The following is a 16,170-nucleotide window of genomic DNA, read 5'->3' on the forward strand; positions in this document are numbered from 1 at the left end:
ATGCCCGGCTACGACGAGAACAAAGAGCAACTGCTCAAGCGCCTGCGTCGCGCTGAAGGCCAGGTTCGCGGCATCCATCGCATGGTCGAAGAAGACACCTACTGCATCGACGTGCTCACCCAAGTGTCTGCCGCCACGAAAGCTCTCGAGTCTGTTGCGCTTGCCCTGCTCGATGACCACCTCAGCCACTGCGTCGCCGAAGCCAGCCGAGAAGGTGGCGCCGTCGCCGACGAAAAGATTCGCGAAGCGAGTGCCGCCATCGCGCGCCTCGTACGTTCCTAACCAGCACATCCGTCCGCAAAAAAACTTCCGCCCGCGTCTCACGCCTGCGGCAACCAAAGGAGAACCAATGTCACACACCGCCGATTACCTCGTCGAAGGAATGACCTGCAGCCACTGCGTGAGCAGTGTCACCGAAGAACTCACCGAAGTGAATGGCGTCACCGCCGTCTCGGTCGACCTCGCCTCGGGCTTGCCCTCCACAGTTTCTGTCACCTCTGATTCCCCGCTTGATGACGCAACCGTCGGCGCCGCAATCGAGGAGGCAGGCTACACGCTCGTGAAGAGCCTCTAATGACCGCCGAGCCCCTCGCACCGGGCAGCATCAACCTCACGGATGTCGAACTCGACATCACCGGAATGACCTGCGCATCGTGCGCCAACCGCATCGAACGCAAACTCAACAAGCTCCCCGGCGTCGAAGCCAGCGTGAACTACGCCACCGAGAAGGCCCGTGTTCGGGCGCCCGAGGGCGCGGACACAGAACTGTTCATCGAAACGGTGAAGGCTGCCGGCTATAGCGCGGTCATCCCCGTTCCCATTCACGAACGAGACAGCACTGGCGAGGGCTCCGACTCCGCAAACGCCAACGACGACTGGGCTTCACAACTATTGCGCCGCCTACTGATCTCCACTGCACTGACGATCCCGGTCGTGCTGATGTCGATGATCCCCGCACTTCAGTTCACCTACTGGCAATGGCTGGCACTCACTCTCGCAGCACCGGTCGCGGTGTGGGGGGCATGGCCATTCCACCGGGCCGCCGCCACCAACGCCCGCCACTTCACCGCAACGATGGACACCCTCATCAGCTTGGGTGTGCTCGCCGCTTTCGGTTGGTCGCTGTACGCGCTCTTCTTTGGGGGCGCCGGCGAAACCGGAATGCACATGACAATGACGTTCTTCGGAACGCCCCACGGCGGATCAAGCGAGATCTATCTCGAAGTCGCCTCCGCCGTCACCGTCTTCATCCTGCTCGGCAAATACATTGAAGCACGCGCGAGCCGCGAATCTGGGGCCGCCCTCCGTGCCCTACTCGAACTTGGCGCCAAAGATGCGACCGTGCTGCGCAATGGCACCGAACAAAATGTCGCCGTCTCAGCGCTCGTCGTCGGCGACCGGGTCATCGTTCGCCCGGGCGAAAAAATCGCCAGCGATGGGCTCGTCATCGACGGCAGTTCTGCTGTTGACGAGAGCATGCTCACCGGCGAATCAGTCCCCGTCGAGGTGGGCCCCGACAGCCGCGTTACCGGCGCAACCCTCAACGTGGGCGGCCGACTCCTCGTCGAGATCACCCGCGTCGGCAGCGACACCGAACTGGCACGCCTCGGTCGCCTTGTCGAAGATGCCCAAACCGGCAAAGCCGACATCCAGCGTCTCGCAGACCGGGTTTCGGCAATCTTCGTTCCCGTCGTACTCGTACTCGCCGTTGTTGCCTTCGTCGGGTGGATGATCGCCGGTGGGCCCATCGAACTTGCCTTCACAGCCGCCGTCACCACCCTCGTGATCGCCTGCCCCTGCGCCCTCGGGCTCGCAACACCCACCGCCCTGCTCGTGGGCACCGGTCGTGGATCGCAGCTCGGCATCCTCATCAGCGGCCCCCAAGTGCTCGAACAGACCCGCGCAGTTGACACCATCGTGCTCGACAAAACCGGAACCGTCACCACCGGCGAGATGCGCATGAGCGGCATCGAAGTCCTTGACGGCGAAAACGAGGAGCTCGTGCTGGCGCGGGCGGCCGCCGTTGAGGCTGGCTCCGAGCATCCAGTGGGCCGTGCCGTCGTTGGCGCAGCCTTAGAACGCGGAATCGACCTCCCCACTGCCACCGAGTTCACGGCGCACTCTGGCAGCGGAGTGCAGGCCACCGTCGACGGAACCATCGTATTGGTCGGCCGCGCCTCCTGGCTCACCACCGACCAGAACGTGACGGTATCGGATGCCGCACTCGCGTTCGTCGAGAAAGCGGAAGCCGCCGGATCCACCGCAATGGTCATCGCGTGGGATGGTCACGCCCGAGGTGTGCTGATTGTCGGGGACACCGTCAAGGCATCCAGCGCGGATGCCATCGCCGAGTTTGTTCGCCTCGGCCTGCGCCCCGTGCTCCTCACCGGCGACAACGCGGGAGCCGCAGCATCCGTAGCGTCCGTCGTCGGGATCACCGACGTGCACGCCGGGATCACCCCCCAAGGAAAGCTCGACGTTATTCGCCAGCTGCAAGCCGAGGGGCGCGTTGTCGCCATGGTCGGTGATGGCGTGAACGATTCTGCCGCACTCGCCGCAGCCGACCTCGGCATCGCCATGGGGGCCGGAACGGATGCCGCCATTGCCGCCAGTGACATCACCGTCGTGAGCGGCGACCTGCTCGTGGTCGCTGACGCCGTCCGGCTCGCAAAACGCACCCTCGGCATTATTCGCGGCAACCTGTTCTGGGCTTTCGCCTACAACGTCGCCGCCCTGCCGATCGCCATGCTCGGGCTACTGAACCCCCTCATCGCGGGCGCGGCGATGGCGTTCTCCTCAGTGTTCGTCGTCATGAACAGCCTGCGGTTGCGCAGGTTCACAGGCAGCACACGAGCCGGATCGGCCTAAGCACTGTCATCTTTCTGGAATGTGGGGTGGGATAGTCGCATGCGTTTACGCCTTCGTCTTCTCGCCCCACTGTTCGTGTGTGCGCTGCTAGCAGGGTGCGCTCAAGCTACAGAGGTCGAGCCACCGCCAGCGACAGAAACGGGAACTCCCCCCGAGGTGCGCGCCTCGGTGACAATCGACCCAGACGCTACGCCAACGACTGTGATCTCCGGGCTTGCCGCACCCTGGTCGATGGTGCGCCTAGAGTCTGGGTCAACTCTCGTTAGTGAACGAGACACTCGTCTCGTAAAGGAGCTGACGTCGGGCGGCCAATTCCGAGAAGTCGGCATTGTCGGTGATGCTGCCCCCGGCGGTGAGGGTGGCCTGCTCGGTCTCGCCACCCTCGACGGCACCTCGCTGTACGCCTATCTCACCACCGCGACCGACAACCGCATCGTTCGCTTCGACCTTGAGGGCGAACCGGGCGCGTACTCCCTCGGCGCGAGCAGCGAGATCCTCACCGGACTCCAAAAGTCGCGCGTTCACAACGGCGGTCGTATCGCGTTTGGGCCCGATGGAATGCTGTACGCGACAGTCGGCGATGCAAGTGAGCCAGCATCCGCGCAAGACTTCAACAGTCTGAACGGCAAGATTCTGCGGATGACGCCTGACGGTTCTGTTCCCGCTGACAACCCAATCGCGGGGTCACTCATCTACTCCCTTGGGCACCGGAATCCGCAAGGCCTCGCCTGGGATGCAGACGGACAGCTCTGGGCTGCAGAGTTTGGCCAAAACGCGTGGGATGAGCTAAACATCATCCACGCAGGCTCCAACTATGGGTGGCCGACAGTGGAAGGGGATTCCGCGGATTCCCGCTTCGAACCGCCCGCCTACGAGTGGGCAACCGATGACGCAAGCCCGAGCGGACTCGCCTACGTTCAGGGAACCTTCTTCATGGCAGGTCTCGGCGGTGAGAGGCTGTGGGAAATACACCCCGACGACGCGACGACAGCCCCCGAAGCCGCATTCGCCGGAACCTTCGGTCGCATCCGCGATGTCACGCCAGGGCCCGACGGCAGTCTGTGGGTACTCACCAACAACACTGATGGGAGGGGCGAACCACGCGAGAACGACGACCGCATCCTGCAGGTGACATTAGTGCCTGCTGACTAATGTGATTGTCTTACTTCGTGTCTGAGCCGGTGCCGGTATCGCGGTTACGGATAGCGATCGGAGCGAAGAAGGCGAGAGTCGCGGCGCAGGATGCTCAGGTTGCTGGTGTGCTCCGAGTCGGATGCTGCAAGCACGCCGGTTACCGGAACGCAGCGTGATCAGTGAGGGCGCGACCAAGGACCAGCGTGTGGATCTCGTCGGTGCCTTCGTAGGTGCGCACCGACTCCAAATTGTTCATATGGCGCATGACAGAGAAATCGCCAGTGATCCCATCGCCAGCAAGAATGCTGCGTGCCGTCGAGGCGATGTCAATTGCTTCGCGAACGTTGTTGAGCTTGCCAACACTGATCTGTTCAGGAGTGAGAGCGCCGGCATCCTTCAGCTTCGCCAGATGAAGTGCGAGCAGCATGCCCTTCTCATACTCAACGAATGAGTTGGCAAGTTTCTGCTGCGTGAGTTGCATCGCACCGATCGGCTTTCCGAACGCCTCTCTGGTCTTCGAACGCTCGACGGCCACGTCGAGACAATCGCGCGCCGCCCCCATCACACCCCAGACGATGCCATACCGGGCGTCATTTAGGCAGCGGAACGGGGCCGACAGTCCACGGGCTCCCGGCAACTGCGCCGAGGCGGGGAGGCGAACGTTGTCGAAGAACAGGTCGCACTGAATGGATGCCCGCAGCGAATGCTTACTCTCAATATCCACGGCGCGAAACCCTGGGGTGTCTGTCGGCACCACAAAGCCGCGCACACCCTCCTCGGTCTGGGCCCACACGATCGCGACATCAGCGACCGAGCCAAGCCCGATCCAGCGCTTGGAACCATTGAGCACCCAGTCGTCGCCTGACTTCGTGGCCCGCGTCAGCATCCCGGCAGGGTCGCTGCCACCGGTCGGTTCGGTGAGGCCGAAGCAGCCAATCGAAGTTCCGGATGCCAGTGACGGCAGCCACTGCTCCTTCTGTTCTTCTGAGCCGAAGTAGGCCAGCGCACTCATCGCCAACGAGCCCTGCACAGACACGAAGGTTCGCCATGCGGTGTCGGCGGCCTCCAACTCATAACAAACTAAGCCGTAACTCGTCGCGTTCGCACCGGCAGTACCGTAACCCGTGAGGTGCATGCCCAGCATCCCCAAGGCACCAAGTTCGGCCACGAACTCGCGTCGGAAGACGGCATCCTCAAAGTCTTTCTCGATCGTCGGGCTTACCCGCTGAGACGCAAAGGTTCGAGCTTTCGCCTGCCAGTTGCGCTCCTCCTCCGTGAGCATCGCATCGAGGCCAAGCAGGGTCTCTGAAACAGAGTTCGAGGTCATTGTGTCCCTTCGGCGGGCAGCCACGCGGCGCCCTGGTGTTGTCCGAGATCTGGAGGTATTAGACGGTACTGCGCGGGAGTGCGCGACAAGGTGATCGGGTTACTGATCTGCTGGCTGATGCGGCCGGAGTCTGTAATTTCGGTCACCGGTTCGAGGTCGAGACTGGCGGCGAATGCGATCGCCTGACCGATGTCATTAACCGGACCAGCGGGAATACCCTTGGTCGTCATTGCGTGAACCCAGTGCGCAGCGACCTCGGTCATCAATTGATTCTCAAGAATGCTTCGCAACTCGTCACGGTTCGCTACCCTATTTTCGTTGTGTGCGAAGCGAGGGTCGCCCGCTAGCTCGGGCAGGCCGAGCAGCTCAGTAAGCCTGCTGAACTGACTGTCGTTTCCGACGGCGATCACAAAGGGTCCGTCCAACGCGGTGAATGTTTCGTACGGCGCAATGCTTGGGTGAGCGTTGCCCATCCGCTGGGGTGATACCCCTGTGTTCAGTGCCGCCGACGCTTGATTGACGAGCGCGGACAGTAAGGACGACAACAGGTTCACCTCGACGCGTTGACCAATCCCTGAGTGATCGCGAACCCGCAGCGCGGCCTGGATGCCCACCACCGCGTTTTGGCCGGTGAGCACGTCGACCAGTGCCACACCAACCTTGGTGGGCTCAGAGTCGGGAGCGCCGGTAACACTCATCAAACCGCCGACGGCTTGGACGAGCAGATCATAGCCGGGGAGGTGCGCGCCCTCCCCGGCCCCGAAACCTGTTATGGAACAGTAGACGAGTGACGGATTCTCGGCCGCGAGTTCGTCAAAATCCAGCCCGAACCGCTTCATTGTTCCTGGGCGGAAATTCTCAATCAGCACGTCGGCGCTCAGGGCCAGCCGGCGCGCTTCGGCCGCGCCTTCCGGATCACGCAGGTCGCACACGATCGATCTCTTATTGCGGTTGACGCTCGAAAAATATGTGCCCCTGCCGGTGTCATCGACTGGTGGTGTCCACGATCGGGTGTCATCGCCGGAGGGCGACTCGACTTTGATCACGTCGGCGCCGAGGTCGGCGAGCATCATCGATGCGTAAGGCCCGGCGAGAACTCGAGAGAAATCTACGACGCGGATGCCCGCTAATGGCGCGCTGACGTCTCTGCCGACTGTGTCTATAGCGCCCGCGGCACGCTCCTCCCGTGTCACCACTCTCACCCCTCGCTCATTTGTGTTGCACGTTGGACAGGTATTTTCTGGCGAGGGCCGGCATCACAAGCCACAGCGCTATTGTCAGAGTAGCGGCCACCGCACCCGCTGTGAGTCCTGCCGTCCGACTAACAACCACATCAAAGATGAGCATCGCTGTGCCCGCTATAGTCAGCGACACGACAACGAGGGTGAGCTTGAGCAGCCGGTCGGATAACGTCACCAGTTGCGGTTTAGCTCTCCGACCGAAGAGGGCACGGTGCAGGCTCACGGGGGTGAGCGCGAGCGCTGTGGCGAGCACTGCTGCAGCCACTAGGGCCAGATAGAGCACGACCTGATACTGGTCGAGTTCGCTGAACCGGGGCTGAAACGCGAGCGTCAGTAGAAAACCGGTGAGGATCTGGGTTCCTGTCTGGATGACCCGCAGCTCTTGCAGGATCTCCGTCCAGTTGCGGTCGCTCCGTTCTATCGCAGTCTCATCTCTATCGTCGCTGTGGGAGACGGTATCCGGCATGTTTGCGCTCATCCCCATATCGTAAACAGATTCGCACCCGGCGGCGTGGCGAACATTGCCGACAGTACAACGGAGTCATTCGTAATGTCGTGCACTAGATACGTTCAACGGGCTGCCGCAGAATCGTGCGGAGCTTGGAAGCCTCGACTTTGCGAAAGTCGTTGAAGTAAATCTCGTGGTGCTTACCTGTCATGCGCAGCCCCTGCTTGGGGATGAACTCCTCGTGCAGGGTCGCGAGGGCATCGGGATACTCGCTGTCGCCACCGGGCGCACCATGCCCATCAACCATCAGGTAGTGCAGGGGCGGAGCATCCACAATCCGGAACTGGTTGTGGCGCGCCGCATATGAGTCGAGCGTCTTCGTGAAATCGGTCTTCATGGCTGGCTCCCTCGCTGGCAAGTACTTTAGCGACACCGTGTTAACTGCGAGAGCGCTCAAGCTGTTCAGTCGATGAGCGCCTATGGGCTAGGGGGTGCACCCGGCAGTGATTCACAGACGATTCCATCATTGTCTGAATCTAGCCGCGCAACGTCACCGTAGTGTGGGAAATAGTTGTTGTACCAGTTTTGTGCGGCGACCCAGGCACTGAAGCTGCTGCAATTCTTGGAGTCGCCCGGATTGCTCGGAATTACAATCGGCGGTGGACTTCCACACCGGGTCAAGTTTGCGACGTTATTGCTCAGCACTCCGGTTCCGCCAAGAATCACGCGATTCGTGGTGCCCAATTCCGTGAGATCATCGACGATATTGGCAGGCACACAAGTGGAGGGCACAACATACAGGGGCGCTGAGTTGCGTCCTGCCAAGGCCGCACCCGCCAGCGCGTCCGCGAATCCGGTACCCACAGCAAAGAATGCTTGTGGTGCCGCCGCGAAACTGTTGCGGTTGATCTCGCGCGACGTTGCGTAGCGGTTGGAGCCGGCATACCTCACTACCGTATTTACACTAGGCTGCGCGCGCAGTGAGCGTTCCACCTGCGATGACACGACTCCAGTTCCACCTGCAATGACGGCAGAAGTCACGCCAAGCTTTTGTATAAGCGACGCTGTCGCGGAATCTACTCCACCAGCGAGACCATTCACCAGGAACACCGGACTTCCCGTCGTTCCAGCGGCGGCACTCGCACTCAACGCGTCCGGGAAGTTCGCCCCGGTCGCAAAGAAAGCCTTACTAGCGCCCTCAGGGAAGGCTCGATCGATCACAATTCGGGAAGTCTCGTACCGGTTGGCTCCACCATCACGTCGAATGTTCGGGGCCAGCGCAGACAGTTGCGCATAGATTGTGCTCGAAAGGACACCCGCACCCCCCACAACAACGATTAGGGACGGTTGCAAGCGCAAGATCTCGGCACGCACACTGTTGGGTAGCCCTGTTGGGGGAGTCAAAAGAAGGGGGCCACCTTGCTTCGCTGCCGCCGGAGCTGCGCTGAGGGCATCCGGGTAGTTCGTGCCAGTTGCCACATAGACCGCATCTACTTCGGGCTGATACTGCTGAGAAATCGCAACGGCGGTCGCATACCGATTGGAACCGGAGAGTCGAACCACTCCCGGCTCGGGCAGTGCGCTCATCGTGTTCGCTGTCGATGGAGCCACCACAAGGGCAGCGCCACACTCACCGGTGAGAATGTCGCTCAACACGGACCGTTCCGCACCATCAATTGTTAGGCCCCAGCGGAACTTGACAAGAATCCAACTGGTTACATATCGGCATTGGACGTCAACGTCAGGTGGCAACCACGATGCGGGATCACTTGCGCCCTTGCTCTGGTTCACGTTGTCAGTGACCGCTTCTAGCGCGACATCCAGGGTCACATCGTTCGCGAAGTCCCTGCGTTGCGTCGCAGTCCACCGATCAGCTCCCGAGTCCCAGGCTTCAGACAGCGGCACCATGTGATCGATGTCGACATCCGATGGATCTGTCCACGTCACCCCGTCGTACCAGGAGAACCAGGTGCCCGAAGTTATTGTGCACCCGGTGCCTCTCACTACGGGCGTGATCGACTCCGCGATAAGAACTTCGTGGCGGGTGTCACATCCGTTTGAGTCAGCGTCAACCCAGTGTTCGAAGTACGACCGCTCATAGGCGGTAATGCTCGGTGTTGCGACGACCAGCTGAGCAAACAATTGAGATACCGCCATCTGGTTCGCCGACGCCGTCGAAACGGTGCTCATCGAGGCGTCGAACTTAACTGGACCAGGACCTTCGATGGCTCTTGCTTGATTCGCGAGAGAAATAGTCGTTTCATCGCCAACAGCAGCTGCGGGCAGCACGTTCGCAACGGTGAAGCCTGAAGCGAGAAGCGCCGCCGAAGCGAGCACAGCGACCAAACGGGCGGTCATGCGTCGCACTCGAAGCCGCCGGTGTTCCTCAACCATTAGCAGCGGCTCAAGTACACGACGCCATTGCCCAGTGCTGCGCTTCCCCCAAGAAGCACTCGACTCGTGGTTTCGAAGGCTTCTAGGTTGCGGACGACGTCGGCAGATACACAATTGCTGGGCACAACATAAAGTGGAGCTGAGTTGCGTCCTGCTAAGGCGGCGCCGGCAAGCGCATCCGCGAATCCGGTGCCCACTGCAAAGAAGGCTTGTGGAGCCGTGGAAAAACTCTCGCTGTTGATTGCGTTCGACGTTGAGTACCGGTTTGAGCCGGCGTACCTAACCACCGAATCCACACCGGGCTGGGCGCGTAGCGACAGTTCCATCTGTGCGGAAACAACTCCTGTGCCGCCAGCGATTACCGCTGAAGTAACGCCAAGCTTCTCGATAAGCGCAGACGTGGCAGCATCAACTGAACGTCCATGGCCATCGACAAGAAAGACAGGGCTTCCCGTGGCTCCAGCTGCGGCGCTTGCACTTAACGCGTCTGGAAAATTGGCACCTGTCGCGAAGAAAGCTTTTTCGGTTCCCGAAGTAAAGGCCCGATCGATCACGATGCGGGAAGTTTCGTACCTGTTGGACCCACCGTCACGCCGAATGTTCGGAGCCAGAACAGAAAGTTGCGAGTAGATCGCACCCGAAAGCACGCCCGTACCACCAACGACGACAATAAGGTCAGGTCGCAGACGCTGGATCTCGGCGCGCACAGTGCTCGGTATCCCCGTTGGAGGAGTGAGAAGAAGTGGCCCGCCCTGCTTTGCCGCTGCAGGTGCAGCACTGAGTGCGTCTGGGTAATTCGCCCCGGTTGTCACATAGACAGCCTTCACTCCTGGCGAGTACTGCTGAGATATCGCGACCGCAGTCGCATAGCGATTGGAACCGGAGAGCCGCTCTACCCCTTCAGGAGGCGCGGGTGCGGGAACGCTCGCGCCGTACTTGCCGAAGTTTTCGACCGCCCACGTGGTTCCGCCCGATGTCACGAACGCAATACCGATGTCGGTGTAATCACCCAAGATGTTTGCTCGGTGCCCTGATGAATTCATCCACCCGTTGTGTACCGCGGTGGGCGACGAGAACCCTCGGGCAACGTTCTCGGCTGCCTTGCTCCACCCGCTAGGGATCTGACTCGAGAAATATGGGTTGTGCGTCATTGAACCATTGGAGGCCATCTTGTTCGCCCACGCCGTCGACACCGAACTCATGGCGGCATTGAGCTTAAGAGGGCCAAGACCCTCGGCAGCTCTGGCCTGATTCACGAGTGAAAGAATCGTGTTTTCCCCAGCCGCAGTTGCGGGTGATGCACTGGAAACGGCCAATCCTGATGCGAGAAGTGCCGCGGCGGCGAGCACGCCCAACCAACGGACGACCATGCGCCGCGCTCGAAACCCCCCGGTTTTCTTCACAAAGGCAAGGCTACGCGACACTAGCGCGCACATCGAGACCCCCTTTGCGGGGGCTCTCGATGCGAACCAGCAGCGTCACATGAAGCTTTTCTGCGAATGAACAAACGGCGCCTTGAGGGAGGCGCCGCATTCGAATCACGATCCCGACAGCCCAGGGCCAGCCCCACCGGAATATAGGCCAAAAGAGTGGATGGGATCTTGATCTGAGCATGTGATTGCTGGCCAAAGTGGGGGTCGGTATGGTCCATGATGCTTAGTCGTGGCCCTTCGTGCAAATTCTGGCTCGTGTCTCGTACCGGAATCTGGAGCGGCACCCGGTGTCTGCTGATCGCGATCAACGAGACCGGTAACGTGCTGGCGAGTGTTGCCGAGCGACCAGCCCGATCGATGCGCGCGCGGTTCTGCCACTTGACAACGACAACCGGATAGCCTTAGCAAGCATTAATCGAACTTCAACGCGGACACGGCCAACGCTGGGTTGGCACTCATCCCGTTTCATGATCTGAAGGCTTCGCTCGCGTCCCTGCAAAGTTCATCGACGGCCTGCCTAACAAAACCATGGCTGCCTGCCGCGGAATGTCTCGACTTAACAGCATCACGAGTCTGTTCTATTGCATCTTCCGCAAAAGACGATCGTCCATCAAGCTGGAACCCTGTCTGCTGCACAATTGCTCCGTGCAGAGATAACTCTGGCGAGTGTTGGTGTCGGTTGTGGATTCTCAGTCATCTGATTTCCGACCGCAACCGCCGAAGCGCACACGCCTTCGCTGTACGCCCTCGCGCGGAGACTTGAGCCGCTCAGAGATACGGTGATCGCGGTCGTCGCTGGATCCGCGTGTTCGTAGCGGCGGATGCCAAAGCGATCATCGTCGAACTCATCCTGGGCAGAACGAAAACGATCGGCCTGACGCTGAAGGAGCTGTTCAGTGTGGTAACTCTCATCTGATCCCTGATCACCTAGCCGCTCAGGCCTGAATCGTCTCGAAGTCCTCGAAGATGAGTGCGGTCTTCGTGGTGCGCACCGCCGGGATTGCCTGCAGTTCCTCAAGCACTACTCGACGCAAGTCGCCGTTGTCGCGCGCGCGCACCAGAAGCATGACGTCGTAATCGCCGCCGACAAGTGCGACGTGCACCACCTCAGGGATTTGGGCAAGACGAGCTCGCATCTCCTGCCATGAAGCCTGATTGACCGTGAGGGTCACGTAGGCCGACGAGTGCTGGCCCGCGAGAACTGGATCAACTCGCGCTCCGAATCCGGTAATCACGTGTGACTCGATGAGACGGTTCACCCGCGCGTAGGCATTCGCTCGCGAGATATGAGTCGCTTGAGCGACCGCGCTGATTGAGGCACGGCCGTCTTTCCGAAGCTCAGCGAGCACTCGCGAATCAACTTCGTCCAAATCCACAGGTGAATCCCCTCAGTTGGAAGCCGATTGGTTGGAAGTACTGACTCAATCTACCGTTATCAATAGCATTCCGTCTAACATTCTTGAGTCTTATTGCGACGCTGTTACTCAAGAACCGATGATTGAGTTGCAAAACGTTTATCGCAGTCCGGCATCAATCAATGGAGATCATCATGAGCCATCGTCAGTTGCTACCGCGGGACGTCCCCGTGCAGTTGATCAACGCGGATGGAAAAGCGGACTCGGATGATGTCTACTTAGCTGCAAGCCCGACGGCTCTCACTGACGGATACCGCTCGCTTGTGGTCTCACGGCGGATCAACGATCAGTGCTACGCGCTGGTGCGACAAGGACGGCTCGCAGTGTACCCGTCGTCGTACGGTCAGGAAGCGTGCCAGGTCGCCGCGGTTTCGGTGCTTGACGATGGCGACTGGCTGTTTCCTACCTACCGGGACTCTGTCTCCTTGATGCTGCGCGGAATCGCGCCCGCCGATGCGTTGACACTTCTGCGAGGCGACTGGCACTGCGGCTACAACCCGCACGAGTTTAGGGTGGCACCGCAATCAACTCCGCTCGCGACGCAACTCATCCATGCGGTGGGCTTTGCCCACGCGGCTGTACTGAAGGGCGAGCCCACGGTCGTGATGGCCCTATGCGGCGACGGCGCGACCAGCGAGGGGGACTTTCATGAAGCCATGAACTTCGCTGCGGTCTTTCACCTGCCGGTTGTGTTCTTCGTGCAGAACAACCGATTCGCCATCTCCGTGCCGTTTTCTAAACAAAGCGCTGCGGAATCCCTTGCCCACAAGGCCGCGGGCTACGGGATGCCCGGGGAACAGGTCGACGGCAACGACCTCGCTGCACTGTTGGCTGTGCTGGGCATCGCTGTGGATCGCGCCCGTTCCGGGGGTGGGCCCACCCTCGTTGAGGCCCACACCTACCGCATGCAGGCGCACACCAACGCGGACGACGACACTCGCTACCGCGATAGCGGGGAAGTGCAGGCTTGGGCCGCTCGGGATCCCCTGGTTCGTCTGCGAAAGTACCTGCGTGGCAAGAACGCGCTCGACGACGCCGAGGAGACTGCGTTTGCTGCCGAGGCTGACGAAATCGCGACGACTTTACGTGACGCACTAAACACCGACGTCCAACCTGATGCCGGTGAGCTCTTCCGCCATGTCTACGCCACCAGCACACCTCAACTCGATGAGCAATGGGCTTCGCTGCAGGGCGAACTCGAACGATCAGAAGATGGAGCGAAATCATGACCATGCTGCAGGAGAACTCGGCAAAGGTCGACACCGGGGTAGAGACCATGTCGATGGCTGCGGCATTAAATCGAGCTCTCGCTGACGAACTGGCTGCCGACGACTGTGTCGTGGTGTTTGGTGAAGATGTGGGTGCTCTAGGTGGCGTGTTTCGCGTAACAGACGGACTTACTGGCCAATTCGGTGAGAAACGATGCTTTGACACTCCAGTCGCTGAGTCAGGCATCGTGGGCACCGCGGTCGGCATGGCAATGAACGGTCTTCGCCCCATAGTGGAGATGCAGTTCGATGCATTCGCCTACCCGGCCTTCGAGCAAGTAGTCAGCCATGTCGCGAAGATGGGCAACCGCACCCGCGGCGCCGTGCGCCTGCCGATTGTTATTCGCATCCCCTATGCGGGCGGAATCGGCGGAGTTGAGCACCACTGCGACTCTTCGGAGGCCTACTACGCGCACACTCCCGGCTTGACAGTGGTCGCTCCCTCGACCCCGCAAGATGCTTACAGCTTGCTGCGTGAAGCAATCCGCTTTCCTGATCCCGTCGTCTTCTTGGAGCCAAAAAAACTCTACTGGGCGAAAGGTCCGGTTGATACCTCCAGCACCGCCGAGATAGGCAAGGCAAGGGTGATCCGCGAGGGTACGGATGCGACGCTCGTCGCCTACGGCACTTCGGTGCCCATCGCCTTAGAGGCGGCCGACGCTGCTGCCGCGGAGGGTCGTAGCCTCCAAGTCGTCGACTTGCGGACTCTGTCGCCCTACGATGACGCCACTATCGACGCAGCAGTGCGCTCCACGGGCCGAGCCGTTGTGATTGCCGAAGCGCCGGGCTTCGCGAGCATGGCATCCGAAATCGCCGCCCGGATCTCGGAGCGCTGCTTCTCTTGGCTTGAAGCACCTGTGCGTCGGGTAACGGGCTTTGACATCCCGTTTGCCCCTCCCAGGCTCGAGCACTTCTACTTGCCTGATGTCGACCGAGTGCTGGATGCGGTCGACTCACTCAACTGGGACAGCTAATGGCCATCAACGTCTTTTATCTGCCCGACCTCGGCGAAGGACTCACGGAGGCGGCCCTAGTTCGCTGGATCGTCGCTGTCGGCGATAGCGTCGCGATCGACCAGGCAATCGCCGAGGTCGAGACAGCGAAGAGCATCGTCGAGGTTCCGAGCCCATACGCAGGCACAGTGTCGACTCTGCATGGAGAGGAAGGGGAAATGCTCAATGTTGGTGCGCCACTTCTCGAGGTAGACAACGGTGCCGCAGTGACGACTGAGGTAGCCCCGAGCGCTCCGATCGAGGTAGAGCTTGAGGCTCACCGGGAAGAAGAGCAGGCCGGCTCGGGAAACGTGCTCATTGGCTACGGCACGAAGGTGCGGCATTCGAGCGGACGCACTCGCCGGAGGGTGACGTCTCCCGCTCTCGTCCCGGCCGCAACACCATTGAAGACGAAGCCTGCGCGCAGCGGCCCCGTAGCGGTGCGCTCCCCTATCGTGCGTCGACTGGCCCGCAGTTCGGGCATCGATCTACTCACTATTGTCCCGACGGCCCCCGATGGCGTCATCCGCCGTGAGGACGTACTGAAGGCCGCTGCCACATCCGAGGACTCGGCAAGCACAGCGGCTAGGCTCCCCGTGCCAGCACACGCTGACCTCGAGGTGGTTCGCCGCGAACCGATGGGGATGCTGCGCAAGGCCGTCAGCGCGAGGCTATCCCGGAGTCGCACCGAGATTCCGGAGGCTACCGTCTGGGTGGATGTCGACGCGACGGCGCTATGGGAGCTGCGGCAGGCGATGGGCGATGGGCGCCCGTCTCTCACTGCTTTCATCGCGAAATTCGTGCTTCTCGCCCTCGCCGAGTACCCCGTGCTAGCCGGTCGCCTAAGCGAGGACGGCTCGGAGATTCTCGAGTTCGACGGAGTCAACCTGGGCATCGCCGCCAACACGCCCCGGGGACTCATGGTCCCGGTGCTGCGGCACGCTGAGCGTGACAGCATCGCCGATCTTGACACGGCCATTCGCCGGCTTGCCGAAGATGCCCAGGAAGGACGGCTGTCTCCAGCGGAGTTGTCGGGTTCGACTTTCACCCTCAACAACTACGGCAGCCTGGGGGTCGATGGTTCGGCTGCGATTATCAATCACCCCGAGGTGGCGATGCTCGGGGTCGGCAGGATGATCGAGCGCCCGTGGGTCGTGGGCGGAGCGATCATTCCGCGCCGAATTGTACAGTTGTCCATGGTGTTCGACCACCGCGTCTGCGACGGGGGGTATGCGTCCGGTTTCCTTCGGTCGGTTGTCGACGCCATACAGTCACCGGCGCGGTTATTCGCGCAGATCTGAGCGAAGCATCGCCGTCAGACCACGGTTTCCAGACAGAGACAATTCTCGCCTTCTCTCGACATCCAGCACGATCACAATGGGAAAGAATGTGATGGCTCTTGAGAGCTTGGGGTTGTGAGCATCAGTGCTGTGCACACTCACCAGAATGTTCACCTTGCAGGTGTCGGTGCGCACGAGTAGGACGTGCCCGCCGAAGAGGTCGTCGAGCTGGATCGGATGTGCATAGTTAATACCGCCGACACACGCCATGGCGCAGTACGACCCGCCCCAACGGAGCCCGGAGGCGTGGCTGCGCGATCTACCTACTTCTGCGCGACTGGCAGTAGCCGCGCGGCCGGGGAACATGATA

The 16,170-nt window shown here is 60.9% G+C and carries 16 protein-coding genes; 8 read left to right on the forward strand and 8 right to left on the reverse strand.

The window, feature by feature from the left end; translation table 11 throughout:
- From AADH44_RS11390 to AADH44_RS11405, 4 genes are all read left to right on the forward strand, one after another.
- On the forward strand, positions 1-282 hold the full coding sequence (locus tag AADH44_RS11390; protein ID WP_341952948.1) for a metal-sensitive transcriptional regulator: 282 nt from the start codon (positions 1-3) through the stop codon (positions 280-282).
- Between the two features lie 67 nt (positions 283-349).
- Entirely contained in the window at positions 350-574 is a 225-nt protein-coding gene (locus AADH44_RS11395; protein ID WP_341952949.1) for a heavy-metal-associated domain-containing protein, read from the forward strand.
- The gene (locus AADH44_RS11400; RefSeq protein WP_341952950.1) at positions 574-2,868 is read left to right on the forward strand and encodes a heavy metal translocating P-type ATPase; all 2,295 of its coding nucleotides are present in this window, start codon (positions 574-576) and stop codon (positions 2,866-2,868) included. The genes AADH44_RS11395 and AADH44_RS11400 overlap by 1 nt, the downstream gene beginning before the upstream one ends.
- Before the next feature lie 39 nt (positions 2,869-2,907).
- Positions 2,908-4,020: a PQQ-dependent sugar dehydrogenase gene (locus tag AADH44_RS11405; protein ID WP_341952951.1), complete on the forward strand. Its 1,113-nt coding sequence runs from the start codon at positions 2,908-2,910 to the stop codon at positions 4,018-4,020.
- A 139-nt stretch (positions 4,021-4,159) separates the two neighbouring features.
- Here AADH44_RS11405 and AADH44_RS11410 read toward each other — a convergent pair whose 3' ends face one another.
- The 6 genes from AADH44_RS11410 to AADH44_RS11435 all read right to left on the reverse strand — a co-directional run bounded on the left by AADH44_RS11410 (position 4,160) and on the right by AADH44_RS11435 (position 10,815).
- Positions 4,160-5,329 (reverse strand): acyl-CoA dehydrogenase family protein, encoded by a 1,170-nt coding sequence (locus AADH44_RS11410; RefSeq protein WP_341952952.1) that lies wholly within the window; start codon positions 5,327-5,329, stop codon positions 4,160-4,162.
- Complete coding sequence (locus tag AADH44_RS11415) at positions 5,326-6,492, reverse strand: CoA transferase (protein WP_341954998.1); 1,167 nt, start codon at positions 6,490-6,492, stop codon at positions 5,326-5,328. The genes AADH44_RS11410 and AADH44_RS11415 overlap by 4 nt, the downstream gene beginning before the upstream one ends.
- Before the next feature lie 46 nt (positions 6,493-6,538).
- Complete coding sequence (locus tag AADH44_RS11420) at positions 6,539-7,048, reverse strand: DUF6328 family protein (RefSeq protein WP_341952953.1); 510 nt, start codon at positions 7,046-7,048, stop codon at positions 6,539-6,541.
- A gap of 82 nt (positions 7,049-7,130) precedes the next feature.
- Positions 7,131-7,415, reverse strand: coding sequence for a hypothetical protein (locus tag AADH44_RS11425; protein WP_341952954.1), 285 nt, complete (start codon positions 7,413-7,415; stop codon positions 7,131-7,133).
- Between the two features lie 80 nt (positions 7,416-7,495).
- Positions 7,496-9,376 (reverse strand): cell wall-binding repeat-containing protein, encoded by a 1,881-nt coding sequence (locus AADH44_RS11430; protein ID WP_341952955.1) that lies wholly within the window; start codon positions 9,374-9,376, stop codon positions 7,496-7,498.
- 35 nt (positions 9,377-9,411) lie between these two features.
- On the reverse strand, positions 9,412-10,815 hold the full coding sequence (locus AADH44_RS11435) for a cell wall-binding repeat-containing protein (protein WP_341952956.1): 1,404 nt from the start codon (positions 10,813-10,815) through the stop codon (positions 9,412-9,414).
- A 285-nt stretch (positions 10,816-11,100) separates the two neighbouring features.
- Between AADH44_RS11435 and AADH44_RS11440 the strand changes: the two genes are divergently transcribed.
- On the forward strand, positions 11,101-11,244 hold the full coding sequence (locus AADH44_RS11440) for a hypothetical protein (RefSeq protein WP_341952957.1): 144 nt from the start codon (positions 11,101-11,103) through the stop codon (positions 11,242-11,244).
- Positions 11,245-11,780: 536 nt separating this feature from the next.
- Here the strand turns inward: AADH44_RS11440 and AADH44_RS11445 are convergent.
- Positions 11,781-12,215: an Lrp/AsnC family transcriptional regulator gene (locus AADH44_RS11445; RefSeq protein WP_341954999.1), complete on the reverse strand. Its 435-nt coding sequence runs from the start codon at positions 12,213-12,215 to the stop codon at positions 11,781-11,783.
- A 179-nt stretch (positions 12,216-12,394) separates the two neighbouring features.
- On the opposite strand from AADH44_RS11445, the gene pdhA reads away from it, so the two are divergent.
- Genes pdhA through AADH44_RS11460 form a run of 3 tightly spaced genes read left to right on the forward strand, consistent with a single transcriptional unit; the run spans position 12,395 to position 15,821 of the window.
- Entirely contained in the window at positions 12,395-13,489 is a 1,095-nt protein-coding gene (gene pdhA, locus AADH44_RS11450) for a pyruvate dehydrogenase (acetyl-transferring) E1 component subunit alpha (RefSeq protein ID WP_341952958.1), read from the forward strand.
- Complete coding sequence (locus AADH44_RS11455) at positions 13,486-14,502, forward strand: alpha-ketoacid dehydrogenase subunit beta (RefSeq protein WP_341952959.1); 1,017 nt, start codon at positions 13,486-13,488, stop codon at positions 14,500-14,502. The genes pdhA and AADH44_RS11455 overlap by 4 nt, the downstream gene beginning before the upstream one ends.
- The gene (locus AADH44_RS11460) at positions 14,502-15,821 is read left to right on the forward strand and encodes a dihydrolipoamide acetyltransferase family protein (protein WP_341952960.1); all 1,320 of its coding nucleotides are present in this window, start codon (positions 14,502-14,504) and stop codon (positions 15,819-15,821) included. Before AADH44_RS11455 ends, AADH44_RS11460 begins: the two co-directional genes overlap by 1 nt.
- On the opposite strand, the gene AADH44_RS11465 is transcribed toward AADH44_RS11460, so the two are convergent.
- On the reverse strand, positions 15,804-16,166 hold the full coding sequence (locus AADH44_RS11465) for a hypothetical protein (protein WP_341952961.1): 363 nt from the start codon (positions 16,164-16,166) through the stop codon (positions 15,804-15,806). The two genes, AADH44_RS11460 and AADH44_RS11465, sit on opposite strands and share 18 nt — an antisense overlap.
- Positions 16,167-16,170: the final 4 nt, after the last annotated feature.

The sequence above is a fragment of the Salinibacterium sp. TMP30 genome, assembly GCF_038397785.1.
Lineage (GTDB): Bacteria > Actinomycetota > Actinomycetes > Actinomycetales > Microbacteriaceae > Rhodoglobus.